Source organism: Halobacillus sp. Marseille-Q1614 (assembly GCF_902809865.1).
Taxonomy (GTDB): Bacteria; Bacillota; Bacilli; order Bacillales; family Halobacillaceae; genus Halobacillus_A.
The window spans coordinates 906,430-932,995 of record NZ_CADDWH010000001.1; the positions used below are offsets into that span (position 1 = coordinate 906,430).

Sequence of the window (26,566 nt, forward strand, 5' to 3'; positions counted from 1 at the left end):
TCTATTTTCTTTCTCTCCCGATGTATAACGAGTCATCTATTGCATAGAGTGTAATAGATGACTTTTTTATTGCAAGAAATAGGGAGGGGACGTAAGGAATGGAAAATAATCAGGAGTTCACTTTTTTTCTAGAGGAATCGTTATGGTTTAAGGAAGGACAGGGAGTTAATGAGCTGCTTGGCATCTCATTAGAGCCGCAAGTGTCCATATCGGATTTAGGCGAAGACGTTCGCTTACATGGTTTTGTTCAGCTGTCTGGAGAGTATTTGGCAAAAGATCAGAAAGAGATGTATAGAGATGATGATGTGCGCCAGGCAGGAAGGATGATCCAGAAGGTGGAAAGGTCTGCGGAGGACGAAGATGTTTCTGAGTTTTTTCATATGTTTCCAGTAGAAATTACGGTTTCAAAAGACCGGGTGGCTGACATGGAAGATGTCGTTATTAATATTGAAAGCTTTGACTATGAGCTTCCTGAGTCGAATCAGCTTCGCTTACATGCTGAACTTGTCATGAACGGCATTCTTCAGGAACGATCTGTAAACCGGGAAGAGGCAGAGCAGGAAGATATCATAACGTTAGGGCCTGTCGTTTATAAAGAGGAAAAGGAAGACGAAATCCGCACGGTCAACGCAGAGCTTGAGGAGAGCAGCCGTAAAGAGACACACCAGACATTAGCGGACTTTTTCCAAACAAAAGAGCCTGAAGCAGAGGTTGAGCAGGAGTACGTGGAAGAAGAAACAGAAGGGGAAGGCGCTGAAGGGGATGATACCCAACAGGAGGAACAGGAAGAATCTCCTCCGTCCGTCAATGGATTTAAACAGATTTTTCAACACCTATTCCCAAACCGTGATGAGACCTATACACAAATGAAAATGTATATTGTTCAGGAAGACGAAACGATTGAAATGATTGCTGAGCGGTATGAGGTACCCGTTAAGCAATTAGAAAAGGTTAACCAAGTAGAAGATGATGTAACGGCAGGTCAGGTTGTTTATATTCCTAACTAAATCCACTTATACTTGAACGCTAAACATAAACCGAGCCAAATTCCAAGCAGAAGAACGTCCAAGGTTGTAGGGAAGATTAATGTGCGCAGCAATTGATAAATCAAAATAGGCACACAGGCTACTTCAATCACATACAGAAATTGGCGGCACCATGGTGGAAGCCGGTAACGGTAAAAGCGGCTCATTCTCAACACCTGACTTTCTACATTTTTTCAAAAAGAGTTGACTAAAACGGCGAATTCTATATACAATATGAATACTAACTACTATATGTGAAATGCCGTGAATGGGAAGAGTACATTCTCCGTTCCTTCAGAGAGGAAAACAAATGCTGTGAGTTTTCTAGGAATCAGGTGAGTGGAAGGTCGCCCGGGATGCAGCTTCTTTGAAAAGATGAGTAAAAGAAGCCGGTTAAAAGCCGTTATTTGCGATGAGTGTACAGATTTATTTCTGTAAACAAAGGTGGTACCACGGAAAAGCAAACCCTTTTCGTCCTTTTTAGGATGAAGGGGTTTTTTATTTTTCACAGAGTATGTGAAGGAGGAAGTCAATCATGGAACATAAAGATTTATCAATGCCGACTAAATACGATCCATCGTCAATTGAAAAAGACCGTTATCAGTATTGGGTCGACGGCAAGTTTTTTGAAGCTTCAGGAGATGAAAGTAAGGAGCCTTATACAGTAGTTATTCCGCCTCCCAACGTAACAGGGAAGCTTCACCTTGGGCACGCCTGGGACACGACGCTTCAGGATATTTTAACACGCGTAAAGCGGATGCAGGGATATGATGTATTATGGCTGCCGGGTATGGACCATGCCGGTATTGCCACACAGGCAAAAGTAGAAGCTAAGCTGAAGGAACAAGGGCAGTCGCGCTATGACCTAGGGCGTGAAGCATTCCTTGTGAAATCGTGGGAATGGAAACAGGAATATGCTCAGTTCATTCGTACCCAGTGGGAAAAGCTTGGACTTGGCTTAGACTACTCACGCGAACGCTTCACCTTAGATGAAGGCTTATCTGAAGCGGTTAAGGAAGTTTTCATAAAGCTTTACGAAAAGAAACTGATCTACCGTGGGGAGTATATTATTAACTGGGATCCTTCAACGAAGACCGCACTGTCTGACATTGAAGTAGAATATAAAGACGTCCAGGGTGCTTTTTATCATATGCGCTACCCGCTTAAAGACGAAGAAGGACACATCGAAATCGCCACAACGCGTCCGGAAACAATGCTTGGAGATACAGCTGTAGCTGTTCATCCTAAAGATGACCGCTATAAGCATTTGATTGGCAAGAAAGCCATTCTTCCAATTATCGGTCGTGAAATCGAAATTGTAGCAGACGACTATGTAGATAGGGACTTTGGATCTGGTGCTGTTAAGATTACTCCGGCTCATGATCCTAATGACTTTGAGATCGGAAACCGCCATAACTTAGAGCGCGTGCTTGTTATGAACGAAGACGGTACGATGAACGAGAATGCCGGCAAGTACCAAGGCATGGACCGCTTTGAATGCCGGAAGCAGCTCGTAAAAGACCTTCAGGAAAGCGGCGTTCTTTTTGAAATCGAAGACCATATGCACTCTGTCGGACATTCGGAGAGAAGCGGCGCTGTAGTAGAGCCTTACTTGTCTACACAATGGTTTGTTAATATGGAGCCGTTGGCGAAAGAGGCAATCAAGCTTCAATACGGTGATGATAAAGTAAGCTTTGTTCCGGATCGTTTTGAAAAAACGTATTTAAACTGGATGGAAAATATCCGCGACTGGTGTATTTCCCGTCAGCTTTGGTGGGGCCACCGTATTCCGGCCTGGTACCATAAAGAAACCGGTGAAATTTTTGTTGGAAAAGAAGCTCCTAAAGACGCGGAAAATTGGGAACAGGATGAAGATGTATTAGATACATGGTTCTCTTCTGCTTTATGGCCGTTTTCCACTATGGGCTGGCCGGATGAAAACAGTGAAGATTTCAAGCGCTATTTCCCTACAAACGTGTTAGTAACCGGATACGATATTATTTTCTTCTGGGTAAGCCGGATGATCTTCCAATCCATCGAGTTCACAGACCGCCGTCCATTTGAAGACGTACTGATCCACGGCTTGGTACGAGATGCTGAAGGAAGAAAAATGAGTAAGTCGCTTGGAAATGGAGTTGACCCGATGGATGTCATCGAGAAATACGGTGCCGACTCTTTACGCTACTTCCTTTCTACAGGCTCTTCACCAGGGCAGGACCTTCGTTTCCAATGGGAAAAGGTAGAATCCACATGGAATTTCGCAAATAAAATCTGGAATGCCTCCCGCTTTGCCTTAATGAACATGGGAGATTTAAAATATGAAGATATTGATCTAACTGGTGAAAAGTCGGTAGCTGATGACTGGATTCTCACACGCCTGAACGAAACGATTGAGCAGGTAACGAAAAATATTGATCGATATGAATTCGGTGAAGCCGGCCGTCACCTATACAACTTCATTTGGGATGAGTTCTGTGACTGGTATATTGAAATGGCTAAACTACCTCTGTATGGCGAAGATGAAGGCCGAATTCATACCACACGTTCTATTCTGGCTTATACGCTGGATCAGATTATGAGAATGCTTCACCCGTTCATGCCATTCATTACTGAAGAGATCTGGCAGCACCTTCCGCATGAAGGAGAGTCAATCACGCAGGCTTCCTGGCCTCAAGTAAGAAAAGACCTTCATAATGAAAAGGCTGTAACGGAAATGCAGAGACTTGTTTCCATTATTCGCTCAGTAAGAAACATACGGGCTGAAGTGGATACACCAATGTCCAAAGAAATTCAGCTTCTGATTCAGGCGAAAGATGATATGATTGTAAAAGAGCTGGAGAATAACCGAAGCTACCTGGAACGCTTCTGTAATCCTAGTGAACTGCAAATTTCCACACAGGTAAAAGCACCGGAAAAAGCTATGTCAGCTGTTGTTACAGGTGCTGAGCTGTTCCTGCCGCTCGCTGGTTTAATCAATATTAACGATGAAATTCAGCGTCTTGAAAAAGAATGGAAGAAGTGGGACAGTGAAGTTACCCGCGTTCAAAAGAAACTTTCTAATGAAGGCTTCGTTAAGAAAGCGCCTGAACATGTTGTAGAAGAGGAACGCCAAAAAGAAAATGATTATTTAGATAAACGTGGTAAAGTAGAAGCTCGTATTAAAGAATTAAAGGCTTAAAAGTAAAACGGAGGGTATTCATCTGAATACTCTCCTCTTTTATGAAGTGAGGGAAGAACCTAATGAATTACACAGAAGCAATAGATTGGATTCACTCAAGAGAAAAATTCAAAATTAAACCAGGTCTAAAGCGTATGCAATGGATGCTTGAACAGTTAGGTCATCCAGAAAAGAAGCTGAGAGCCATCCACGTAGCAGGAACGAACGGTAAAGGCTCCACTGTTTCTTTCCTAAGGAATCTGCTTCAGAAACAAGGATATTCTATTGGAACGTTTACATCTCCTTATATCGTTAAATTTAATGAACGAATGAGTATTGATGGAGAAGCAATCGCGGATTATGAGTTAGCCATGCTGGCAGATAAGGTTAAGCCGCTCGTCGAGAAGCTGAGAGGCTCTGAGATAGGGGAACCGACAGAGTTTGAAACGATTACCGTTATGGCCTTTCTTTATTTTGCTGATAAAGCTGTAGATTTTACAATAGTAGAAACGGGGCTTGGGGGAAGGTATGATTCAACGAACGTCATCACTCCGATCTTATCCATTATAACGAATATCGGAAAAGACCATATGTCGATCTTAGGAAACACATATGAAAAAATTGCTTTCGAAAAAGCCGGCATTATTAAGCCTGAAGTGCCAGTTTTAACTGCTGTTACCCAAGCGGAAGCCTTATCTGTGATCAAAAAAGAAGCCGAGCAGAATAATTCTCTTTTATTCCTGTATCAGAAGCATTTTAAGTCGGAGCATATTGCGAGCACCCACCGCGGAGAAGAATTTAAGTTTCAAATGGCTGATTATGTTTCTCCTTCTATGACTTCCCCTCTTAAGGGGCTTCATCAAGTAAATAATGCATCTTTAGCGCTGGCTGCGGCTGAGCTTTTAATTGATCAAGGGTTCTTGATTCAGCGAACTTTCTACCCGGAAGGGATTGGCTCCACGTTCTGGCCGGCCAGGTTTGAAACGATAAAGAGAGAACCGGTCGTGATTATAGATGGAGCTCATAATGAAGAAGGGACAGAAGCCTTAGCGAATACTTTAAAACAACACTATAACGGCAGAACTATTTATCTTTTGTATGCGGCATTAGCTGACAAACCAGCAGGGAAAATGCTTAACCAGCTTAAGCCTGTCGTAAAAGAAGCCTGGGTTACTCAGTTTGATTTTCCAAGAGTCCTTCCTGCAAAAGAGCTGGGGGATCAGTCTCCGATTGAGCCGACGTATGTTGAAAGTAACTGCCAGGCAGCTGTAGAAAGAATTCTAAAAAAGATGTCAAAGGAAGATGTCCTAGTGATTTCTGGTTCTTTATATTTTATTTCTGAAATAAGGAAAAATTTTGAATAAAAAGCAGGACTATGCTATCATATAAATAGTTTGAATTTTCAACTAATGGGATGGAGGAAGGGGGAGAGCCTGATTGATCTCCGTTGGGAAGAAGCTGACCGTTTATGGGATGTGGGCTGCAATCTGGCCTCTTACCATCTATTATATTTATATGAACACCCCTTACTCTATTTTCGAATATAAGACAGATATTCTTTTATTTGTCATATTAGCTTCGATCGTTGCTTTTTTCCCTCTGCTAATGGGAGATCATCCAGTTTTTCTTACAAACGGCGTCAGTTTTGCTGCTTTTTTGTACTTTGGATTAATAGTAGAAATAATAGTTATTCAAATTTCGCTGTTTAGTTTATTACTGAAGATTGGAATCGGCAGAAAGGAACTCTTTCGGATCCCTTTAAATATGCTGATGTTTCTTGCGATATCTATCATTTCAGCCTCTCTCTATTTCCTGTTAGGCGGAGATCATGGAAGTGAAGCAATAGACGAGGGGAATGACATTCTCCCTGTTCTTACATATCTTTTCGTTCAAATTATAGCGAATCATTTTTTCCTGCTGATGATCGGCCGATATATTTATGGGAAGAAGCAAAAGCTTTTTGATCAGGGAATTAAATGGGAGCTGGTAACAACATTATTAATTGCTCCTGTCGGTCTTATTCTTTATTTCGTCTATTCACAAACAGGTTCAGCTGCTGTCTATTTAATTGGCTTTCCTTTCTTGCTGATATCTATCATGCTGCGGCAGTATCATAAAACCAGCCAGTTAAATGATTACCTCAAAAAAACGGGTGATATTGGCCATGAACTAACGGGGAGTTTGAGCGTGAAAGAAGTATTGGATGTCTTTGCCAAACGTTTGACAATGCTTTTGCCGATCGATTATATGTATGTATTTGACGTGACAGACAAGCAGGTGCTGAAGCTGATTCGCTTTTATGATCGTCGTTCTGACTCCAAACTTCGTGAGTTAAATGGAGCTTCAAAAGAGAGTCTAAGCGAAGACACGCTTCGACAAGGAACAGGCAAGCATTTTCATCAGCGAAAGAAATGGAAGCCCCTTGTTGATGACTTGACTCCAGAAGACGCCGAAAGTGTACTTTCTGTACCGGTGTATAGAAGAAATGAAATTGTAGGCGTCATTACTGTGTATTCCTCTAAGCATAGAGCTTTTTTCAAATACCAATACATGATCGTCAATATTTTGGGGAGTTATTTAGCGGTAGCGATAGAGAATGCCAGATACTATGAAAAAAAGAAAGATGAAAGCGAGCGCTGTCCATTAACTTCCCTTTATAACTATCGATATTTTGAAAACTACCTGCATACTCTTGCACAAAACAAGAAGGAAGCTGTACAGCCCGTTTCTCAAATACTGCTCGACATCGATTACTTTAAATCTGTGAATGACTATTATGGCCATAAAACAGGTAATGAGATTCTTTGTGAGCTGGGGGCACGGATTGAAGCTCTCATTGGTGACCGTGGTGTGGCCGCACGGTACGGGGGTGAAGAATTTGCCGTTTTGCTGCCTGGGATGGCGAGCGTGGAAGCTCTTCACGTGGCCGGAAAAATTAAGTCTGCCATAAATCAGTCACCTTTTACCTCCTGGAAGCATATATTAAATGACCCTCAGCCTAAATGCATACCTATAACAGTCAGCATGGGTGTCGCTTCATATCCCGAGCATTGCGATGACTTGCTTGAGCTCACCCGCCATGCTGATCGGGCGATGTATGTCGGAGCTAAACAGCAAGGACGGGACAAAGTCGCCAGTTATGATTTACTGACACAAGCAGCAGAGCGATAAGCTGCTTGTGTTACCTCTTTTTATGCCCCTTATTTATTCCTTTTCTAAACGTCTATTCAATGGGAGTGATGAAGCCATAATGTTCATGTTCTATTTCTTCCTCATCGGTATAACGCTCGGCTCTTTTTATAACGTAGTCGGTCTTAGAGTGCCAAAGCGAACCCTTTTTACCCAGCACAGGTCACATTGTCCTACATGTCATTCGACCCTTTCCTGGTACGAGCTGATCCCTATTGGGTCTTTCATCCATCAAAAAGGGTTATGCCGCCACTGTTCTGCAAAAATCTCCATCCTTTACCCCGTCATGGAACTTCTCAGCGGATTAATATTTACCTTCTCTTATTCCATTATAGGTCTACATAAAGATCTCCTGCTCGTCCTTCTGCTGTATGCTCTATTTCATATTATTGTTGTCAGCGATTTAAAGTATATGGTGATACCAAATAAGGTACTTCTATTCTTTTTTACGGTTTTCTTCCTTTTTCGATTGATTTATCCGTTAGATCCCTGGTGGTTGAGCCTGGTTGGGGGTCTGCTCGGTTCGGGAGGCATAGCGGTTATTATTATAATCAGCAGAGGAGGTATGGGCGGAGGTGATATGAAACTGCTGGGACTCGTCGGTTTTATACTTGGCCCGCACCTTCTTCTCATAACTTTTTTGACAGCTGTATTACTAGGGACCTTTCTCAGTGTTTTTCTTATGGCGTTTACAAGTGCGAACCGTAAGAGCGGATTTCCGTTTGGCCCTTTTATAGCAATTGGGGGTATGGCTGCTTTTTTCTATGGTGAACTCATCGCGCGGTGGTATCTTTTATACTTTCTCTCATAAATACTCATATATTGCATGAAAGGTGAGTAAGAATATAGAGAGATTGAGATTTAGTGAGGGCACTATAAGTACCTCACTAATTTTATTTACTAAAGGTTAGGCTGAGATGAATCTTAGCGGACGAACCGTCAATCCTCCTCGCTTGTTACCTGGCTTGCGGGACTCTAGCCCATTTTTAATGCAGGAATGTCGCAATTCCCTTCCCTTTCTACGAGCGTTGGAACTTGAAAACCTTCTCGTGAAAAATATTTAAGCAAAAGATTGTCGAAGCTCATTGACAAAAACTAACGACTTTTTTAAGAAAGCTGTGATAGATTTGGAAAAAAGAAGAGGAGTGAATGGTGTGGGTGAAAGAAACAAAATTATCATTTCTTACAAAGATAAAGAAAAAAACCAGCAAATTATTCAGGCAAAGGAAGAACAAGCGGCTGCACAGATAAAAAGCATAGAAGAGTACCATAAAACAAAGACACATGTAAAAAAGGCGAGACCTTTAACTTCCACCCTTCGTAAAAGCTTGGCTCCCTCCTCGATTAAGCATGTGACTCTATCTATTGTCACCGCGTTGGTTGTCAGCTTGGTGCTGGGCTTTATTTTGTTAAAGATCTTTGTAGCAGCAACAGACGGCGGCACATTGTCGCAGCCCTTGACGCCGGAAGGAACGGCTACAGCTGCCGGACAAGCAGGGCAGGTAACTTTGGAAATTCCTGGTCTGCAGACCATAGTTATCCAAAGCGGTGTTTTTTCTAGTGCAGAAAAAGCAGAGGAATGGCAGTCAAACCTTCAAGACCAGTCGATATCATCCATTATATGGAAGAAAGATGATCAGTATTTTCTTTTATCAGGAAGTGAAGATCTTTCTTCAGATATGAAAGGATTAGCCGAAGACTATTCTGCTAAGAACATCCCAACCTATACGAAGGAATGGGAGGTAAGCGGAGGGCAGGTTTCTGTTATGGATGGGCAGTCAGCAGTGGTTGAGACAATTATTGAACATTTACAAGCTCAGAGTCTTCACACTGTCCCTGCAGAAGAAAGGGAACAATTGTTACTATCCTATCAGCAGAGTGATGGGCCTGCTCCGCAATTTTTAGAAGCGTTAAAAGAGTGGAATACCGGTGAAGAGAACGGTGTAAGCTGGTTAGCATTTGCTCAGGCTTTAAATTCAATGAAGAATGAGTAATTTTATTACTCTGAGAGCTTGAAAGTAATGCTTTATCTTTTTTAAAATTAAAACTTAGCAGGTTAACAGAGAGCAATATTAGAAAAAAGCTGACTAAAACAAACTGTTCTCTTTTTATAAACTGAAGATACCCCTGTAAAGGGTAACGGAAAAAGAGAGGATGAGTTATAAGTGACAAACAGTTTAATGATTCGTGATATACCGAAAGAAGACCGTCCCAGGGAAAGGTTTATGCAATATGGTCCAGCACATCTGTCGCACCAGGAACTGCTCGCCATCATACTGGGAAGCGGATCAAGGCAGGAATCAGTAACAGAGCTGGCCAAAAGAATCTTCGTCCATTTTGAAGGAATTGACCTGTTAAAAGGGGCAACATTGGAAGAGCTGACGGCTATAAAAGGAATCGGAACAGCTAAAGCGGTCCAATTGCTGGCAGCGATCGAATTTGGCCGGAGGATACAACAGATGAAGCCGTCGGAACGCTATGTAATTCGCAGTCCTGAAGATGGTGCTGAGTACATTATGGAAGAAATGAGAGAATTGAAACAGGAGCACTTCGTCTGCCTGTTTTTAAATACAAAAAATCAAGTGATTCAGCGGCAGACGATATTTATCGGAAGTTTAAACGCATCGATCGTCCATCCGAGAGAGGTCTTTAAAGAAGCCGTTAAGCGTTCGGCAGCCTCTATTATTTGTGCCCATAATCATCCATCAGGGGATCCTACACCTTCACAGGAAGATATACAAGTAACAAGAAGATTAAATGAATGCGGAAAAATGATCGGAATTGAACTTCTCGATCACCTCGTTATTGGAGATCGGAAATTTATTTCTCTTAAAGAAAAAGGGTATCTGTAAGACTATCTATTTTTAAATATTTTTCGTATAATTGAATAGATGTATAAAAATAAGCGCCATTTATAAGGTTTATTCTTATAAAATGGCGCTCTTCTCGTGATATATTAAATAGTGAACGTTACGTACATTGAAGTGTTTGGCAGAAAGGAAGATTTTATTGGGTTTATTTGGTTTTCAGCAGGATTTAGGAATAGATTTGGGAACAGCCAATACATTAGTATTTTTAAGAAATAAAGGTGTTATTTTAAGAGAGCCTTCCGTAGTCGCCAAGAATAATCAGTCGGGTGAAATTGAAGCAGTGGGTAACGATGCAAGAAACATGATCGGACGTACTCCGAACTACATATCTGTCATTCGCCCTATGAAAGATGGAGTTATCGCTGATTATGATACGACGGCTCAGATGATGAAATATTATATTAAGCAGGCTTTAAAAAACCGATCTTCTTTCGCCAGCAAGCCTAATGTGATGGTGTGTGTGCCTTCGGGTATCACAATGGTAGAGGAACGTGCCGTTATTGATGCAACGAAACAGGCGGGGGCTAAAGAAGCTTTCCCAATTGCCGAGCCATTTGCAGCGGCAATCGGTGCAGGCCTTCCTGTCTGGGAGCCTACAGGAAGCATGGTCGTAGACATTGGCGGCGGAACTACAGAGGTTGCCATTATCTCACTGGGTGGAATCGTAACCAGTCAATCTATTAGAGTAGCGGGTGACGAAATGGATGATGCGATCATCCAGCACGTGCGCAAGAAGTATAATCTCATGATTGGCGAACGTACCGCAGAAGATATCAAAATGGAAATCGGCGGAGCAGGGGCCATTGAAGATAAAGAAGAAATGGAGATTCGCGGGCGTGATCTGCTCAGCGGACTTCCTAAAACGATTACGATTAATTCAGAAGAAATCGTGCGGGCTTTAAAAGATACAGTAGATTCTATCATCGAAACGGTGAAAAATACGCTTGAGAAGACACCGCCAGAGCTGGCTGCAGACATCATGGAGCGTGGGATCGTTTTAACCGGCGGCGGAGCCCTGCTGAAAAATATTGATCGAGTGATTAGTGAAGAAACTAACATGCCAGTGTTTATTGCCGATGAACCACTGGACTGTGTCGCGATTGGAACCGGTAAATCTTTGGAATACATTCAGCATTTTCGGTCTCAGCCTAATGTGGCCGCCCGTCCTAATACGGATTAAGGAGTCTTCGTATGCCATCAATGTTTCGCAGAAGAGGACTAATGATCGTTTTAATCGGTTTTATCATATTAGCGGCACTTATCGGTTTTTCTATGAGAGACCGGGATTCACTTTCGGTTCCAGAAAAGTTCTTACAGGATTCCATAGGGTGGGTGCAAACGATTTTCCATGCTCCCGTCCAGATAGTTGATAATACTTACCAAAATATACAGAATATGCTGAATGTATATGAACAGAATGAAGTTTTAAAGAATCGTTTAGACGAGTATAAAGGGCTTATTCAGGAAAATCAGCAGCTCGAGAAAGATAATAGGGAGCTGAGAGCCACGTTAGATAAAGCAGAATCGATGAGAGAATACACTCCAATACATGGTACCGTCATTGCTCGAAGCTCTGACCGGTGGTTTGAGCAGATGACGATCAACCGAGGTGAAGAGCATGGGGTCCAAAAGGATATGGCTGTCATCACGAGTGATGGGATGGTAGGAAAAGTTCAGTCAGCCGGCGCCTTTCACTCAAATGTACAGCTGCTCAGCGGTTTTGATGAGTCGAACAAAATCTCTTCCTATATTGTAAGAGAAGGGGAGGATAATGTATTTGGCTTAATCGAAGGTTATGACAGTGAAAGCGGCCGTCTGCTTCTTGAAGGAATTAATCTTGATGAAGAACTTAAAGAAGGCGATGTTGTTATTTCGGCCGGTCTTGGCGGAGTGTTTCCAAGCGATCTTCGGATTGGTACAGTAGATAAAGTGGAAAATGACCGTTCTGGTTTAACAAAGACAGCTTATGTAGAACCTTTTGCCGATTTATTTGATATCAATCATGTGATGGTTGTAGACCGGGAAATGGACACAGTGAATACGGACAGTGAGGAAGGCGAAGAGCAATGATTCGTTTTCTAATCTCAATGAGTTTAATCATCTTATTAGCTCTTCAAGGCATGGCGATGAGCCTGCTGCCTTCTCAAATCGTCTATTCGGAATTGCTCGTCACGCCCCACTGGATGCTCTGCATGCTACTGCTGATTGCGATATTTTTTGATAAAGATAACACCTATCATTGTGTATGGTACGGCATCCTGTTCGGGCTCCTGATCGATGTGGTCTATACGGGAGTTCTTGGCGTATATATGGTGACTTACGGATTTACTGCTTACGTGATCCATGGTCTGCAAAAGCTATTTCATGCTAATTTTATCGCTTCGCTGCTGTTGGCGATTGCCGGCGTAGCGTTAGCAGATACGATCCTGTATATCATTTATTCCTTTGTTCAAATAACGGAAATGAGTGGAGGCAATTACGTTATATTACGGCTGCTTCCAACTATACTTGCAAATGTCATCTTTTTTGTTATCTTATATCCATTGTTAAAAAATCGAGTGGAGCGATGGGGAATCTTTTTAGAGAATGCTTAACATTACACTAATTCATGGGCAAGGTTAGAGGTGAGAGTTTGTGTCAGTTAATACTCAGCAAATAGTGACAATTAAAGGAACTAGAGACGGGTTAACTCTACGGTTAAATGATCAGTGCTCCTATCAGGCGATCCTTAAGGAGCTGGAGGAGAAGTTATCCGTAAGCGGCGGGGAAGAAGCGGAAGAGCCGATGATCCGGGTAACGATTCAACTTGGAAATCGTTTCTTAACCGTTGATCAGCAGGAACAGCTAAGGGAAATTGTCCGTGAAAAGCAAAAATTAGTGGTAGAGCGCATTGAATCAAATGTGATAACAAAAGCCCACGCGTTAGAATGGAAGGAAAATACAGATGTTACCCCGCTTGTTCGAACGGTCCGCTCAGGCCAGGTGGTAGAAGTAAAAGGTGACCTGCTGCTGATCGGCGATGTAAACCCGGGCGGGAAAGTTACAGCGACAGGCAATATTTTTATACTTGGACATTTGCGCGGTGTCGCTCATGCAGGGATCAATGGAGATACAGAAGCCGTGATCGCGGCTTCTTATATGAAACCGAACCAGCTTCGGATAGCCGATCATCTGTCACGCGCACCGGAAGATAATGAAGAAGGTGTATATATCGAATGCGGCTGCATAGATGAGACAGAGAATAAAATTCGTGTAGTCCCATTGCAGGAAGTTGTGAAAAGAAAGCCTGACTTGGTCAGCTTTGAAAGGAGAATGCTTAATGGGTGAGGCGATTGTCATTACCTCGGGCAAGGGCGGTGTTGGTAAAACGACAACGACCGCAAATCTTGGAACTGCATTAGCACTTCAAAATAAAAAGGTTTGTCTAGTGGATACTGATATCGGTTTAAGAAACCTGGACGTCATCATGGGACTTGAAAACCGGATCATTTATGACATTGTCGATGTCGTGGAGGAACGCTGTAAAACAAAGCAAGCTTTAATTACGGATAAACGATTCGACTGCCTGCACCTGCTCCCGGCGGCTCAAACATCAGATAAAAGTTCGGTTACTCCTGAAGCTGTAAAGAATATTATTGAAGAGCTGAAGCAGGACTATGATTATGTAGTCATTGACTGTCCGGCAGGAATTGAGCAGGGATACAAAAATGCAGTAGCAGGCGCAGATAAAGCGATTGTCGTTACTACCCCTGAGAAATCCAGTGTCCGAGATGCGGATCGAATTATCGGCCTGCTTGAACAGGAAGACATGGAAGCACCAAAACTTATTATTAATCGAATTAGAACTCATATGATGAAAAATGGAGAGATGCTCGATGTAGATGAGATTGTCAATATTCTATCCATCGATCTGCTCGGCATCGTAACGGACGATGATGCAGTGATTAAAGGCTCTAATAAAGGAGAGCCTGTAGCTCTTAAGCCTGATACTAAAGCGTCTCTGGCATACCGTAACATTGCCCGAAGGATTCTGGGAGAATCTGTTCCTCTGCTTAATTTGGAGGAAGACCCAGGCTTATTAACAAAAGTGAAACGCTTTTTCGGAATGCGTGTATAATGGGGAAGACTCTTGGAGAAGCCAATCGTGCTGATCTAAGAGTCTTTTTTGTATGCTTCTGCCTCTTTATCATATTTAGGGGACATGCCCCATAGATTTATTAAAAAGGCAGAAGAGAGAAGGGGTACTTTGAAGAAGAACATTCATCACGTACGAAAGAATATTGCCGACCGTAAAAGAAGGAAAATCACAGCTCCCCATAAAACGAAAAGCCCTCAGTCTTATGGAAGAAGAGAACAGGCGGACGAGCTGCAGGCGTTTAAAGAATACAGAAGTCCTTCGAGTAATAAAACTCCCGTCTGGCGTGTACAAGCTGTCGCCGCTGCCCTTCTATTAGCGGGGGTATTTGTGAGTGAAAGGTCAGAGGCTTCTTTTGCCGAGAAGCCGCGTGCCTGGGTAAGTTCTCAATTACAAGAGGAATTTCCTTTTGCGAGTGTCACTGCTTGGTATAGTAATAAATTTGGGGATCCTCTCCAGTTAGTGGATTCAAAAGACCCAGCGAACGTTCCCTTAGCCCTTCCTGTAAATGGAACTGTAACAGAACCATTTGAGAATCATGGCCGGGGGATTATCATGAGTGCCGACGAGGGAAACCAAGTGAAATCTGTCAAACAGGGTACTGTTATTTTTGCCGGAAATGATAATGAAACCGAAAAAACAATTATCGTTCAGCATGAAGATGGGACCAACACTATTTATGGTTATTTATCTTCTATTGATGTTCATTTATATGAGCACGTAGATGCGAACGAAACGCTAGGGAGCCTGAGTGAAAGTAAAGAAGTGTTCTTTGCGATTGAAAAAGACAAGCAGTATTTAGATCCTGTAGAAGTGATTAAAGTTGATGAAGGGTCTTAAAATCCAGCCTTCCATTCATATTCATCCATTGTTTTTTCTGCTGGCTGTCTCAGCCCTTCTAACGGGTGCTATTTATGAATTCATTATTTTATTTAGTATCGTAGCCATTCATGAATTAGGCCATTATTTTACGGCCCGGCATTATAAATGGAGGGTGTCTCATATCGAGTTCTGGCTGCTGGGAGGAGCTGTTGTCAGCGAGGAGCATACAACTAAACCAATGAGGGAGCAGGTACACGTCACACTGGCAGGTCCATTCCAGAACGTATGGATTTTTGTCTTTCTTCAGCTTATCGTCACCTTGGCCGGCCCTCACCCTTTAATTTCCACAGCTATTTATTACAATGGACTGATATTACTTTTAAATTTACTTCCGATTTGGCCGCTCGATGGCGGAAAGCTATTATTTTATACTTTAACTCCTGTGATGAGCTTTAAAAGCAGTTTGAAGCTGGCTTTATTGATTTCTATATTCTCCTTAACGTCCTGCTTTTTATGGATGATTTTCACCGAGCAGATGACATTAGCAGGTACTATGCTTACAGGGTTTCTAATCCTTGAGAATGTTCTTGAATGGCGGCGGCAGATGTATGTTTTTATGAGATATGTGATCCATTGCCTCGAGAGGGATGTCAGTAAGATGAAAGTTAAATATTTTTCAGTTCCCCCCCACATGTCGGTCATGGAGGTGGTCAGGAGGATTCGCACCAACCGTCACCATATTTATGTATTAAAAGGAAGGCAGGAGCTAAGAGTGGTGGATGATCAGGAATGCCTGAATATTTTCTTAAGAGAAAAACAGCCACACGCACGGCTGTATGAAGTTGTACAGTAATTTTGAGCTGTCGAGAAAGGCTTGACAGCTCTATTTTATTTCTTTAACTATACATTTAGAGGGAGTTGAGCTCTGATTCTCAATTTAAAGAGCAATGGGTTTAGTTAACGTGCGAGCAAATATCGTTTCGCTTTCCGTGTCCCCACACGATGTGGGGTCGTTCGATGTTGGCGCACGAGGTGCCGAACTTCATCGAACTTCCTCTTTCTAATTAGAACCTCTTCGCACCCGTTTTAGGCAGGAGTCATACGGTATTTACTAGTGCTTTATCGAAAAAGATCCCCCTCCATTTCACTTATTATAATTAGATGAAAGTCCGCCTCCTTCATATTTTAACAGTCCGCCATCTGCAAGCAGGGAACCGTGGTAAAGTTCTATTTATTTTCCATTGCATACCGCATGATTTTCTAGTAAGATTTTCATCGGACTGTTTTTTAATAACAGTCTGAGCTTGAAGGGTATTAGACGTTAGACAAAGTCTACTATATGTTGACAACTTGTTTTGATCTGTGGTAACATTGTTTTGTTATTCTAGTAGCACTTCATGCTACAACCGCACAGAACAGGTTTTTAAAACCGTTATCGGTACCTGAATGGCGAGTCTGAGTTTATTGAGGAGGTGCAAGTATGTACGCAATTATTGAAACTGGTGGTAAGCAATTCAAAGTTCAAGAAGGTCAAGAGATCTACGTAGAGAAAGTTAACGTAGAAGCTGGCGAAACGATTACTTTTGATAAAGTTCTTTTCGTAGGCGGAGATGACACTAAAGTTGGCGCTCCATTTGTTGACGGAGCTACTGTGACGGCTAAAGTTGAAAAACAAGGTCGCCAGAAGAAGCTGACTGTTTTCAAATACAAGCCTAAAAAGAATTACAAACGTAAGCAAGGTCACCGTCAGCCGTACACGAAACTTGTTGTTGAGAGCATCAAGGCATAGTGTCGGATGATAAACGTATCCTTGTTTCGTTCAGAAGGTGAGTTGAAAGGCTTTGAAATATCTGGACATGCTGAAAGCGGTCCATACGGACATGATCTAGTATGTGCTGCCGTATCGGCTGTATCATTTGGTGCAGTTAATGCGATTATCAGCATTTGTGATATTGAGCCGGATATTACCCAGGGCGGGGAAGGCGGCTACTTAAAGGTCGTCCTGCCAGATAAGTTGAGTGAAGAGATTTTATTGAAAGCCCGGCTTTTATTAGAGGGTATGCAAGTCTCTCTTCAAACGATCGAAAATGAGTATCAAGATTATATAAAAATTACTGACATGTAAGGAGGTGGAACACATGCTACGTCTAGATTTGCAATTTTTTGCCTCTAAAAAAGGTGTAAGTAGTACAAAAAACGGCCGTGACTCTGAGTCCAAACGTCTTGGAGCTAAGCGTGCCGACGGTCAAGCAGTAACTGGCGGATCTATCCTTTACCGTCAACGCGGTACTAAGGTTTACCCTGGTGAAAACGTAGGCCGTGGCGGAGATGACACACTATTTGCTAAAGTAGATGGTGTTGTAAAATTTGAGCGCTACGGACGTAACCGTAAAAAAGTGAGCGTGTACCCTGTAGCTCAAGAAGCGTAAACTACTAATCATGAAATACATTGTAAAGCCGCGCTGTGCCCTGGCATAAGCGCGGCTTTCTTTATTTTTAGTTTGTGAAGAATTTTGCTATACTTTTCTTATTATGGTTTCGTAAAGGGTGTGGGGAAGATGGAAAACCAAGAGGTCGTTCATTTACTAAGGCATAAGCGTCATGACTGGATGAATCAAATGCAGTTGATCCAAGGCTACGTAGCGATGGGGAAAATGGATCGATTACAGCATCAGGTGAACCAGGTGATCACAGAGGCAGAGGAAGAACGGAAATTACTCAACACCTCTGCTTACGAGTTTAGTTTATGGTTACTTACTTTTAATTGGGAGTATGAACGTTTCCGTATCACGTATTGGGTGAATACAGAGGTTGATTTATCCCGTCATGACCGTAAATTACTGGCTTGTGCCCAGAGAATGCTCGCCATCTTGGATGAACATAGTCACTCTGAAGAACTCTATGAAGGAACCCTTGAGATTCATCAGGGAAATGCTTCTGAACAGGTGAAATTAAGTTGGAATTGGAGCGGAGCTTTTAGTGACAATGTTATAGCCGAACTAAAAAAGGAAAGCTTCCTTACCGCGCACGAACCAGGGTATGAACTATCAATTGAGATGATGATTGAATAAGAGGTGAATGGAATGTTTGTAGATCAGGTTAAGGTTTTTGTAAAAGGCGGAGATGGCGGGAATGGACTTGTCGCCTTCCGTCGCGAGAAGTATGTTCCAATGGGGGGACCTGCTGGCGGAGATGGCGGGAATGGGGGAGACGTTATTTTTGAAGTCGATGAAGGACTTAATACCCTCATGGATTTCCGCTACCAGCACCATTTCAAAGCAACACGCGGCGAAAATGGAATGAACCAGAAGCAGCACGGAAAAAATGCGGATCCACTCGTGGTCAGTGTCCCGCCTGGAACGACTGTAAAAGATGCGGAAACAGGACGGGTGATTGCTGATTTAACAGAAAATAAGCAGCGTGCTGTCATCGCTAAAGGCGGACGAGGCGGACGTGGCAATGCACGTTTTTCAACGGCCAGAAACCGGGCGCCTGAAATTGCTGAAAATGGAGAGCCGGGTGAGGCTTTAGACGTTCAGGTAGAATTGAAGCTGCTGGCCGATGTCGGGCTTGTCGGATTCCCGAGTGTTGGTAAATCCACCTTTTTATCTACCGTTACAGCCGCAACACCAAAAATTGCAGATTATCACTTTACGACACTGAGTCCTAATCTCGGCGTAGTGGAAAGCCAGGACCACCGAAGCTTTGTAATGGCTGACTTGCCTGGGCTTATCGAAGGAGCGCATGAAGGAGTAGGCTTAGGCCATCAATTTTTGCGCCACGTAGAAAGGACGCGCCTGCTTCTTCACGTGATTGACATGTCTGGATTAGAAGGACGGGATCCATACGATGATTATGTCACGATAAACAATGAATTATCGTCTTATGATGAACGGTTAAGCCAGCGTCCGCAAATTATCATAGCTAATAAAATGGATATCCCGGAAGCCGAAGAGAATTTAAAAAGTTTTAAAGAAAAAGTAGGGGATGAAGTCGAGATCTTCCCTATTTCTACTGTAACGAGAACAGGTCTGGATGAGCTGTTGTATGCTGTAGCTGATAAACTCGATGAAATACCGAAACATCAGAATGAAGAAATTGAAGAAGTCGATGAACGTGTCGTTTATAAGTATGAAAAAGAAGAAGCTCCCTTTAAAGTTACACGAGCCGACGACGGCGCTTATGTGCTGTATGGGGAGAAGATCGAATCAGTATTTAGAAAAACTGATTTTACGCGTGATCAGTCGATTAACCGTTTTGCCCGCCAGATGAGAAGCATGGGAGTAGATGAAGAGCTTCGCCGAAGAGGGGCTAAAGACGGAGATACAGTAAGACTGCTTGATTACGAATTTGAATTTGTTGATTAATGAGGTGGCATAGATATGGCGGATTATAATGAGAAGTTTTATTTAGTCCGTAGTGACATTCTGCCAGAAGCAATGAAGAAAACGATAGATGCAAAGGCGTTGATTGAACGGGGAAAAGCAGAGTCTATTTTTGAAGCTGTGCAAGAGGTCGGACTTTCGCGAAGCGCCTTCTATAAATACAGGGATGCTGTCTTTCCTTTTCAGGCCATGGTGAAAGAACAAATGATCACACTGTTTTTCCACTTGGAAGACAGGACAGGTACATTATCTAACCTGCTTACTGCTGTCGCTGAATCTGGTTGTAATATTTTAACGATACACCAAACCATCCCTTTACAAGGAAAAGCAAATGTCACCCTGTCATTAAACACGACAGGTATGGTATATTCAATAGAACAATTACTTCAAAGGCTTCATAAACTGGACTTTGTCGATCGAGTAGAGATTCTTAGTTCAGGGGCTTAAAGACAAGGAGTTTTTAATAATGCAGCGTATAGGATTTCTAGGACCTAAAGGTACATTTACTAAAATGGCAGTGGACGCTTTTTTTGATGACGGATCTTTTATCAGCTATGAAAGCATCCCTGCCTGCCTCGATGCAGTAGAGCGAGGAGATATTGATACGGGTGTTGTTCCACTTGAAAATGCGATTGAGGGGTCTGTTCATTTAACGATTGATTATCTGACTCATCAAGTCGATCAGTCCATAATCGCTGAATTAACCGTTCCCATTCGTCAGCATTTGCTCGTACACCCTGAATATAAGGGAGAAGAGTTAACCCATATTTATTCACACAGCCATGCGATTGCTCAATGCCATCAATATTTGTACAAAAATTATCCTAAAGCGGAGCTGGAATATACAGCATCTACAGGAAGAGCCGCAGAGGTAGTCGTTGAAAAAGGACCACATGTGGCCGCAATTGGAAATCATTTGGCAGCAGAGCAAAATGGGCTGAAGATCTTATCGGCTAATATCCATGATTATGATAATAATCATACACGCTTCGCCGTCGTACAAAAAATACCTAAAAAGCTTAGCATTAAGGATTTGCCGGCACCTACTCAAAAAACGACAGTGATGGTGACCCTGCCAAAAGATTATGTAGGAGCCCTGCATCAGGTGCTGGCCGCATTTGCCTGGAGAAAAATGAACTTATCTAAAATAGAATCACGGCCTATGAAAACGGGCTTGGGAAACTATTTCTTCCTGATTGATGTTGATCAGACTTATGATGACGTTTTATTCCCTGGTGTTAAAGCTGAATTAGAAGCTTTAGGATGTACAATGAAGCTTTTAGGCACTTATCCAAGTTATCAAATGAATGTACCAACCCCTATTTGTCACCAAAGCTGAGTCTATTTTGACTCAGCTTTTTTTATAGTTTTTGCTTTATTAATAACCTTTTCCTGCGGCTTTCTATAAAACATTGGGCATTTTCATCATTCTTTGTCTCACCAGAGCATAGAGTGTTAGGAAACGACTATGCTCTTATAATTTTTTCTACTTCACAGGAAAGGAGTTGCAACTGTGAGAATTCACATTGTACAAAAAGGTGATACACTTTGGAAGATTTCGAAAAAGTATGGGGTGGATTTCGAAGAATTAAAAGCAGTGAACTCTCAGTTATCGAATCCTGATATGATTATGCCTGGAATGAAAATTAAAGTACCCCAGGGGAAAAAACAAGTGAAAAAAGAAGCTCCAAAAGAGATGCCGAAGAAAGAGATGCCAATTAAGGAGATGCCGAAGAAAGAAATGCCGAAAAAAGAAGCGCCTGTAGAAGAAATGCCTAAACAGGAAGCTCCTCCTAAAAAAGCGGCGCCCGTACCTAAAAAAGCAGCACCTGCACCTAAGAAGATGGCGCCTGCTCCGAAGAAAACTGCCCCGAAAAAGGCAGCACCTGTACCTAAACAGGAAGCACCGAAAGCTATGCCAAAACCGCTGCCTAAGATAAAAGAAGATGAAAAAATGCCTAAAGCTAAGCCAATTATGGAAAAGCCAATGATGCCGATGCAGATGAATATGCCGATACAAATGCCGATGGATGAAAATACAAATAATTTTTACACCACCTTCCATCTGCCGCAAATGCCTGCTCCAAAACAGAAAATGCCGGTTAAACCCGCACAGGAACAGCAAAAACCCCAGCATAAGATGCCGGAGTATAAAATGAAGGCTAAGGAGATGGAAGAAAGTTCGGTGCAGGGAATGAACCAGCCGATGATGAATCAGCCAATGCATATGCCAATGTACCACCATCCTTACTGTCCGCCGATTCTTCCTCAGGCTTACCATTATTGGGATCAGTCTTGGTGTCCGCCATATCATATGCCTATGGGAATACAGCCAAACATGAATTATCCGCCTCAGGCTATGCCATATCATCAGGCTCCGATGTCTTTTGAAGGAGACGATTCTGTCTCAGAAGATTACATGGGGGGGAACTCAAATGATTGTGGCTGCGGACCCGGCCCAATGCAGAGGGATCAGATGATGGAGTATGGTGATTATCCTCCTAATCAAATGATGGCTCCACAAATTTCCGGGTGGTACCCTCATCCAATGATGAATGGAGACGGACAGATGAGAGGCTACTTCATACAGCCGCCGCAGTCCTTTGAGGCACCGCAGTATCCAGACTGGCAGGATGACGAAGACGATGAAGAATAAAACGAAAGAAGGCGATTCTTACACGGATCGCCTTTTTAATTGGCTGGACTATTCGAAAGATTTTAGTATTAAAAGGTATATTGAAATTAAACCTAAAATTTATAAAGTAAGGGCAGGCGATGAGGATTATTTATTAAAAGGCTACCACCGGTCAAGAGTACTGAAACAGCAGCTGAACTTTTTTCGCTGTTGGAAAGAAGGGTATCGTCTGGCAGCCCTTCCCGTCCACTTTCCTAATGGCGAAAGGTCAATCAGTAAACATGGCTGCGAATGGGGGCTGTTTAAATGGGTCAATGGAAAGCATGCGGATTTCACCAGCCAGAACGACCGGGTGAAAGCATACGAATGTCTGCGGCAGTTCCACCGCACGTCCAAAGGAATCGAAGTAGAGTCTATTCCAAGGGATCCGCTCTATTTGAAATGGAAGAGAAGACTTGCCCAGTTCAGGGAAACACGTCCCATATTTAAAGAGGCAAAAAAGCTGAGGCTTTATGAAGAATTAGCAGCCCTGACTTCTGCTTATCTTGAAAGCTTCTCGGAATATCCGTGGGGGGAAATTGAAGAAAAGGCGTGGGAAAGCAGGCAGTGGCTGCACGGGGATGTGGCCCATCACAACTTTATCATTGATAAAAACGGTCTGGCGAAACTTATTGATTTTGACCTTCTGCATCGCGGACCTGAGTTATATGATGATATCCAGCTGGCCCATAGGTTTCTGCCTCATTTAGAGGATAATCGGTCCCGGTTTTTTTTAACTTTTCGCCATGTTAACTATCAAAAAATATGGCTCCATGGAGTGTTGATTCCTGCTGACTTACTAAGAGAATGGCTTTATGTATATAACAGGGACCGCTACGATGAAAAAAACATTTACACTCACCTGGTGAAGCTTGAGACAGCCTGGGAGAGGCGGAAACGATTTGTCCGTTATACAGAATTCATGCTAAGATAATGAATATCTTAAGTGTGAAAGGATGAACAAACAAGTGGAACAAAAAGTTGAAAAAATAGTCGGCTGGCTCCGTGAACAAGTGGAAGATGCCAATGTAAAGGGACTGCTTGTCGGTGTAAGCGGAGGAATCGATTCAGCCGTTGTTGCCCATCTTATAAAAAGAGCGTGCCCCGACGATTCTTTAGGCGTTATTATGCCTTGTAAAAGCAATCCTGCTGATCAGAAGCATGCTGAAAAGGTGATCAATTCCTGCGGCATCTCTTCTTTAACGGTGGACCTGACAGAAACACATAACGTCATGTTTGGTTCCATTGCCAAGCAGTTAAAACAAGCTGACACTTATAATTCAGAACAGGAACAGCTTGCAGATGCCAATTTGAGGGCCCGTCTGCGAATGAGCACACTTTATACGATCGCAACGAATCATCAATACCTTGTAGTAGGTACAGATAATGCAGCGGAATGGTATACAGGATATTTCACAAAATTTGGAGATGGCGGTGTTGATTTAGTGCCTTTAGTCAATCTTCCAAAAGGTGAAGTGAGAGAAATGGCTAAATATCTCGGTGTTCCTGAAGAAGTTATCAACAAGCAGCCGAGCGCGGGCTTATGGGAAGGCCAGACTGATGAGAATGAAATGGGCACGAGTTATGATATGATCGACAGCTACTTAAGAGGAGAAAGCATTCCGCAAAAGGATAAAGAAATTATTGAACGTATGCATAAAAGATCTGAGCATAAACGAAAAATAGCTCCAGGTCCTCTGAAATAAAGGCTTCCTTATTTTAACAGACTAAAACATTCTTCTTTGCTCCATAGTAATGGAAAAGGAGAATGTTTTTATGTGGAAAATTATTGGATTTTTAACAATAGCGGCCCTTTCTTTAATGGCCTGTAATCAAGACGTACCAGAAAAAGAAGAGACAGCACAAGAAGAGTTGTATCAGCCTATGGAATATTCAGAAGATGAAGGAAAGAAAAAGGGTACTCAAATCCCAACAGGGGAAGACCAGTATTTTAAACGTTCTGCCCAGGAAGAAATGAAAGAAAATAAGTACTCAGAAACGACAAAGTCGCATGATAATCCTTTTAACAATGAGGATGCCATGTTAATTACCGAGAAAGTAAATGAACTGAAGGAAGTCACTTTAACACAGACTTTTACAAATGGGGAAAAAGCTTTTATAGCTGTAAAAGTAAATCCGACAGACCGAAGGGATAAAGACATTGAAGAGAAAATTATTAAGAAAGCAGAAACGGTTACGGATCTGCCTATCGTAGTATATACGAACATCAATGCCTGGAATCAAAAGAAAGAAGAAGATAACAGGCGAATGGCGACAGAAGCTCCTGAAAAAATAAAACAAAGGATTTCTGACTTTTTCAGTGGAAATAACTAAAAAGTAACCCCGTTATCAAACAATAGCTTTTGTGATATATTGGTAAAGGAAAATGATTCGCTCCAGGGGAGGAGATTGCCTATGGCAGGCCATTCTAAATGGAATAATATTAAACGCCGAAAAGGCGCGCAGGACGCTAAAAAGGGCAAAATATTCATGAAGAACGCCCGTGCCATATTTATGGCAGCCCGTGAAGGCGGCGGAGATCCGGAAATGAATTCGAACCTTCGTCTCGCTGTAGATAAAGCAAAAGCGGATAATATGCCAAATGACAATATAGATCGAGCTATTAAAAAGGCGACCGGTGACTTGGACGGCGTAAACTACGAAGAAATCACGTATGAAGGCTACGGCCCAGGCGGTGTAGCTGTCATGGTTAAAGTCTTAACCGACAATAAGAACCGGACGGCGGCTGAAGTTCGCCATGCCTTTAATAAAAATGACGGCAACTTAGGGGAAAACGGCTGTGTTTCTTTCATGTTTAATCGTAAAGGTTATTTGGTGATCGACCGGCAGGAAACTGATGCAGATGAAGAAGAATTGCTTCTAGAGGTTATCGAAGCTGGTGGTGAAGAACTCGAAACGAGTGAAGATCAGTTTGAAATTTATACATCACCCGAAGATTTTGTTGACGTTAAGACAGCACTCGAAGAAAATGGTTATAAATTTCAAACAGAAGAAGTAACAATGATCCCTGCGACCTATACACCGCTTGCAGAAGCCGGCGTTGAAAAAATGCTGAAGCTTATCGATACGCTGGAAGACAATGATGATGTACAGGAGGTTTATCATAATCTCGATGCAGATGAAGATGTACTAGAAAAGCTCTCCTAATTCTCTCTTATAAAAGCTGTTGCTTCTGAACATACTAGAAGTAACAGCTTTTATATTAGGGGGATGCAAGATGCAAAGTTGGCTAGTAATTTCGGTCTTATTTATCAGCTCATTCACCTTTACCGCCAATGAACCAGTCCGCGAGGTGAAAAACCACAGCCTGGCCAGTTCAGCTGTCACAAAAGAAGACAAAGCTGTTCCGGCTTTTGTCTTAAGAGAGCCGCTGGAGTTAAAGGTCATTTTAAATACTTATGAAAATGACAATTTAGTGGATACAAAAGAAAAAGTAGAAACCATCTGGGCGATGGAGGACTTCTGGGCACAGTATGACGGATGGGTTGTCGAAGATCAAAGAACGGGACAAATCACGTTTAAAAGAGAGTTAGAAATAGCTTAATAAACGAAAAACACCTTATTTAATTTAAGGTGTTTTTTCACTTATGCGAACATGTGCTTGTGTGTTACAATTAAAGTTACTATAATAACGCAGAATAAGAGGGATATACGAAAAATGATTGCATACATCAAAGGGAAAGTTTCAGCTGTTGAAGAGGATGGGATTGAACTTGAGACCCAGGGCATCGGCTATGAAATTCTCTGCCCCAACCCCTATCAGTTCGAATTACATAAAGAAGTTAAAGTACACACTTATCACTATATTAGAGAAGACCAGCAATCTTTATACGGGTTTAAGAAAAAAGAAGACAAGCTGCTTTTTGCTAAGCTGCTGAATGTTTCAGGCATCGGTCCTAAAGGTGCACTAGCGATTCTTGGAAGCGTCAGTGTGCCTGAATTTGTATCAGCGATTGAGCAGGAAGATGATAAGTATCTTACCCGCTTTCCAGGGGTTGGCAAGAAGACAGCCCGTCAGATGATATTAGACCTTAAAGGAAAACTTGTGATATGGCTTCCGGATGAAGAGAATGAGCAAACGATCTTCTACCAGGAAGACTTAACTTCAAGTGAAAAACGCGAACGCATTAAAGAAGCTCTCGAGGCATTAAAAGCACTGGGCTATTCAGATAAAGAATTAAATAAAGTCCAGCCAGAGCTTGCGAAAGCTAAAGAAGCAAATGTAGATGATTATGTAAGACAAGGTTTACAGCTGCTCCTTAAATCCTAGCAGAAAGGAGAAGATCAC

29 protein-coding genes and 2 other annotated features are annotated in these 26,566 nt (G+C 42.4%); of the genes, 28 read left to right on the forward strand and 1 reads right to left on the reverse strand.

The window, feature by feature from the left end:
* The first annotated feature begins 98 nt into the window (after positions 1-98).
* Positions 99-1,007: a LysM peptidoglycan-binding domain-containing protein gene (locus tag HUS26_RS04420; RefSeq protein WP_173916000.1), complete on the forward strand. Its 909-nt coding sequence runs from the start codon at positions 99-101 to the stop codon at positions 1,005-1,007.
* On the opposite strand, the gene HUS26_RS04425 is transcribed toward HUS26_RS04420, so the two are convergent.
* Positions 1,004-1,192 (reverse strand): hypothetical protein, encoded by a 189-nt coding sequence (locus tag HUS26_RS04425; RefSeq protein ID WP_173916001.1) that lies wholly within the window; start codon positions 1,190-1,192, stop codon positions 1,004-1,006. The two genes, HUS26_RS04420 and HUS26_RS04425, sit on opposite strands and share 4 nt — an antisense overlap.
* A gap of 88 nt (positions 1,193-1,280) precedes the next feature.
* Positions 1,281-1,507 (forward strand) — a binding site (T-box leader).
* 53 nt (positions 1,508-1,560) lie between these two features.
* On the opposite strand from HUS26_RS04425, the gene HUS26_RS04430 reads away from it, so the two are divergent.
* The 27 genes from HUS26_RS04430 to ruvA all read left to right on the forward strand — a co-directional run bounded on the left by HUS26_RS04430 (position 1,561) and on the right by ruvA (position 26,548).
* A complete protein-coding gene (locus HUS26_RS04430; RefSeq protein ID WP_173916002.1) occupies positions 1,561-4,203 on the forward strand; it encodes a valine--tRNA ligase in 2,643 nt (880 codons plus the stop codon).
* Between the two features lie 62 nt (positions 4,204-4,265).
* A complete protein-coding gene (locus HUS26_RS04435; protein WP_173916003.1) occupies positions 4,266-5,546 on the forward strand; it encodes a folylpolyglutamate synthase/dihydrofolate synthase family protein in 1,281 nt (426 codons plus the stop codon).
* Positions 5,547-5,619: 73 nt separating this feature from the next.
* On the forward strand, positions 5,620-7,353 hold the full coding sequence (locus HUS26_RS04440) for a sensor domain-containing diguanylate cyclase (protein ID WP_173916004.1): 1,734 nt from the start codon (positions 5,620-5,622) through the stop codon (positions 7,351-7,353).
* A 79-nt stretch (positions 7,354-7,432) separates the two neighbouring features.
* The gene (locus tag HUS26_RS04445; protein WP_173916005.1) at positions 7,433-8,182 is read left to right on the forward strand and encodes an A24 family peptidase; all 750 of its coding nucleotides are present in this window, start codon (positions 7,433-7,435) and stop codon (positions 8,180-8,182) included.
* Positions 8,183-8,525: 343 nt separating this feature from the next.
* On the forward strand, positions 8,526-9,365 hold the full coding sequence (locus HUS26_RS04450; protein ID WP_173916006.1) for a hypothetical protein: 840 nt from the start codon (positions 8,526-8,528) through the stop codon (positions 9,363-9,365).
* A 186-nt stretch (positions 9,366-9,551) separates the two neighbouring features.
* Positions 9,552-10,223 carry a DNA repair protein RadC gene (gene radC / locus HUS26_RS04455; protein ID WP_173918741.1) on the forward strand — a complete coding sequence of 224 codons (672 nt, stop codon included), beginning with the start codon at positions 9,552-9,554 and terminating at the stop codon, positions 10,221-10,223.
* 157 nt (positions 10,224-10,380) lie between these two features.
* A complete protein-coding gene (locus tag HUS26_RS04460) occupies positions 10,381-11,421 on the forward strand; it encodes a rod shape-determining protein (RefSeq protein ID WP_173916007.1) in 1,041 nt (346 codons plus the stop codon).
* Between the two features lie 11 nt (positions 11,422-11,432).
* Complete coding sequence (mreC, locus tag HUS26_RS04465) at positions 11,433-12,311, forward strand: rod shape-determining protein MreC (RefSeq protein ID WP_173916008.1); 879 nt, start codon at positions 11,433-11,435, stop codon at positions 12,309-12,311.
* The gene (gene mreD, locus HUS26_RS04470; protein ID WP_173916009.1) at positions 12,308-12,835 is read left to right on the forward strand and encodes a rod shape-determining protein MreD; all 528 of its coding nucleotides are present in this window, start codon (positions 12,308-12,310) and stop codon (positions 12,833-12,835) included. The genes mreC and mreD overlap by 4 nt, the downstream gene beginning before the upstream one ends.
* A gap of 40 nt (positions 12,836-12,875) precedes the next feature.
* Complete coding sequence (minC, locus tag HUS26_RS04475) at positions 12,876-13,568, forward strand: septum site-determining protein MinC (protein WP_173916010.1); 693 nt, start codon at positions 12,876-12,878, stop codon at positions 13,566-13,568.
* Positions 13,561-14,358 carry a septum site-determining protein MinD gene (gene minD, locus HUS26_RS04480; protein WP_173916011.1) on the forward strand — a complete coding sequence of 266 codons (798 nt, stop codon included), beginning with the start codon at positions 13,561-13,563 and terminating at the stop codon, positions 14,356-14,358. Before minC ends, minD begins: the two co-directional genes overlap by 8 nt.
* A 129-nt stretch (positions 14,359-14,487) precedes the next feature.
* On the forward strand, positions 14,488-15,216 hold the full coding sequence (locus HUS26_RS04485; RefSeq protein ID WP_173916012.1) for a M23 family metallopeptidase: 729 nt from the start codon (positions 14,488-14,490) through the stop codon (positions 15,214-15,216).
* A complete protein-coding gene (locus tag HUS26_RS04490) occupies positions 15,203-16,051 on the forward strand; it encodes a site-2 protease family protein (protein ID WP_173916013.1) in 849 nt (282 codons plus the stop codon). Before HUS26_RS04485 ends, HUS26_RS04490 begins: the two co-directional genes overlap by 14 nt.
* Positions 16,052-16,592: 541 nt before the next feature.
* Positions 16,593-16,665: a sequence feature (ribosomal protein L21 leader region), on the forward strand.
* 13 nt (positions 16,666-16,678) lie between these two features.
* On the forward strand, positions 16,679-16,987 hold the full coding sequence (gene rplU / locus HUS26_RS04495; RefSeq protein WP_173916014.1) for a 50S ribosomal protein L21: 309 nt from the start codon (positions 16,679-16,681) through the stop codon (positions 16,985-16,987).
* A gap of 6 nt (positions 16,988-16,993) precedes the next feature.
* On the forward strand, positions 16,994-17,323 hold the full coding sequence (locus tag HUS26_RS04500; protein ID WP_173916015.1) for a ribosomal-processing cysteine protease Prp: 330 nt from the start codon (positions 16,994-16,996) through the stop codon (positions 17,321-17,323).
* A gap of 13 nt (positions 17,324-17,336) precedes the next feature.
* Positions 17,337-17,627, forward strand: coding sequence for a 50S ribosomal protein L27 (gene rpmA / locus HUS26_RS04505; RefSeq protein ID WP_082233709.1), 291 nt, complete (start codon positions 17,337-17,339; stop codon positions 17,625-17,627).
* A gap of 129 nt (positions 17,628-17,756) precedes the next feature.
* Entirely contained in the window at positions 17,757-18,269 is a 513-nt protein-coding gene (locus HUS26_RS04510) for a Spo0B domain-containing protein (RefSeq protein ID WP_173916016.1), read from the forward strand.
* A gap of 12 nt (positions 18,270-18,281) precedes the next feature.
* Positions 18,282-19,565, forward strand: a complete 1,284-nt coding sequence (obgE, locus tag HUS26_RS04515; RefSeq protein ID WP_173916017.1) for a GTPase ObgE — start codon at positions 18,282-18,284, stop codon at positions 19,563-19,565.
* Between the two features lie 15 nt (positions 19,566-19,580).
* On the forward strand, positions 19,581-20,030 hold the full coding sequence (locus HUS26_RS04520) for an ACT domain-containing protein (protein ID WP_173916018.1): 450 nt from the start codon (positions 19,581-19,583) through the stop codon (positions 20,028-20,030).
* Positions 20,031-20,049: 19 nt separating this feature from the next.
* A complete protein-coding gene (gene pheA, locus HUS26_RS04525) occupies positions 20,050-20,922 on the forward strand; it encodes a prephenate dehydratase (RefSeq protein WP_173916019.1) in 873 nt (290 codons plus the stop codon).
* A gap of 174 nt (positions 20,923-21,096) precedes the next feature.
* On the forward strand, positions 21,097-22,239 hold the full coding sequence (gene safA, locus HUS26_RS20200; protein ID WP_173916020.1) for a SafA/ExsA family spore coat assembly protein: 1,143 nt from the start codon (positions 21,097-21,099) through the stop codon (positions 22,237-22,239).
* On the forward strand, positions 22,229-23,191 hold the full coding sequence (locus tag HUS26_RS04535) for an aminoglycoside phosphotransferase family protein (protein WP_173916021.1): 963 nt from the start codon (positions 22,229-22,231) through the stop codon (positions 23,189-23,191). The genes safA and HUS26_RS04535 overlap by 11 nt, the downstream gene beginning before the upstream one ends.
* A 34-nt stretch (positions 23,192-23,225) precedes the next feature.
* The gene (nadE, locus tag HUS26_RS04540) at positions 23,226-23,963 is read left to right on the forward strand and encodes an NAD(+) synthase (RefSeq protein WP_173916022.1); all 738 of its coding nucleotides are present in this window, start codon (positions 23,226-23,228) and stop codon (positions 23,961-23,963) included.
* Positions 23,964-24,033: 70 nt separating this feature from the next.
* A complete protein-coding gene (locus HUS26_RS04545) occupies positions 24,034-24,591 on the forward strand; it encodes a YhcN/YlaJ family sporulation lipoprotein (RefSeq protein WP_173916023.1) in 558 nt (185 codons plus the stop codon).
* A gap of 81 nt (positions 24,592-24,672) precedes the next feature.
* Positions 24,673-25,425: a YebC/PmpR family DNA-binding transcriptional regulator gene (locus HUS26_RS04550; RefSeq protein WP_173916024.1), complete on the forward strand. Its 753-nt coding sequence runs from the start codon at positions 24,673-24,675 to the stop codon at positions 25,423-25,425.
* Between the two features lie 70 nt (positions 25,426-25,495).
* Positions 25,496-25,822 carry a BofC N-terminal domain-containing protein gene (locus HUS26_RS04555; RefSeq protein WP_173916025.1) on the forward strand — a complete coding sequence of 109 codons (327 nt, stop codon included), beginning with the start codon at positions 25,496-25,498 and terminating at the stop codon, positions 25,820-25,822.
* Between the two features lie 114 nt (positions 25,823-25,936).
* A complete protein-coding gene (gene ruvA, locus HUS26_RS04560; protein ID WP_173916026.1) occupies positions 25,937-26,548 on the forward strand; it encodes a Holliday junction branch migration protein RuvA in 612 nt (203 codons plus the stop codon).
* Positions 26,549-26,566: the final 18 nt, after the last annotated feature.